Source organism: Streptomyces sp. NRRL S-118 (genome assembly GCF_000716335.1).
Lineage (GTDB): Bacteria > Actinomycetota > Actinomycetes > Streptomycetales > Streptomycetaceae > Streptomyces.
Genome location: NZ_KL591067.1, coordinates 1 through 794 on the forward strand (window position 1 = coordinate 1; position 794 = coordinate 794).

Annotated in this window: 1 protein-coding gene; it reads left to right on the plus strand. The window is 75.4% G+C overall.

Annotation, left to right across the window (positions count from 1 at the left end):
• Positions 1–794 (plus strand): beta-ketoacyl reductase (locus IH00_RS38625; RefSeq protein ID WP_039947906.1); only part of this gene is annotated, 794 nt, incomplete at both ends.

Below are 794 nucleotides of genomic sequence, written 5' to 3' on the forward strand. Positions count from 1 at the left end.
GCGGCCGAGCTGGTCGCCGAGCTGGAGGGCCTGGGCTGCGCGGTGCGGGTCGTGGCGTGCGACGTCGCCGACCGCGACCAGCTCGCTGCCGCGCTGGGCTCGGTGGAGCGTCCGCTGACCGCGGTGGTGCACGCGGCGGGTGTGCTCGACGACGGTGTCGTCGAGGCGTTGACGCCGGGGCAGGTCGAGCGGGTGATGCGGCCGAAGGTGGACGCCGCGTGGCATCTGCATGAGTTGACGGCCGATGCGGAGCTGTCGGCGTTCGTGGTGTTCTCGTCGGTGGCGGCGCTGATCGGCAGTGCTGGTCAGGGGAACTACGCGGCGGCGAACGCCGCTCTGGACGCGCTTGCCGCGTCACGCCGCGCCGTCGGCCTGCCCGCCACCTCCCTCGCCTGGGGCCTGTGGGGCGACGTCGGCGGAATGACGGGTGAGCTCGGCGAGGCCGACGTCGCCCGTCTGGAGCGCACCGGCATGGGTGCGCTGTCCCAGCAGCGCGGGCTCGAACTGTTCGACCTGGCGCTCGGCGCCGGCGAGGCGCTCCTGGCGCCCGTCCAGCTCGACCCGGCCGCGCTGAGGGCCCAGGCCAGGGCCGGTCACCTGCCCGCGCTGCTGCGCGGCCTGGCGCCCGTCCCCGCCCGGCGCCCCGAGACCGGAGGCTCGCTCGCGCAGCGCCTCGCCGGCGTCGCGGAGGCCGACCGGGAGCGGATCGTCCTGGACGTGGTCCGGGAGCAGGTCGCATCCGTCCTCGGCCACGCCTCTTCCGCGGCGATCGACACCGATCGTGCCTTCAAGGA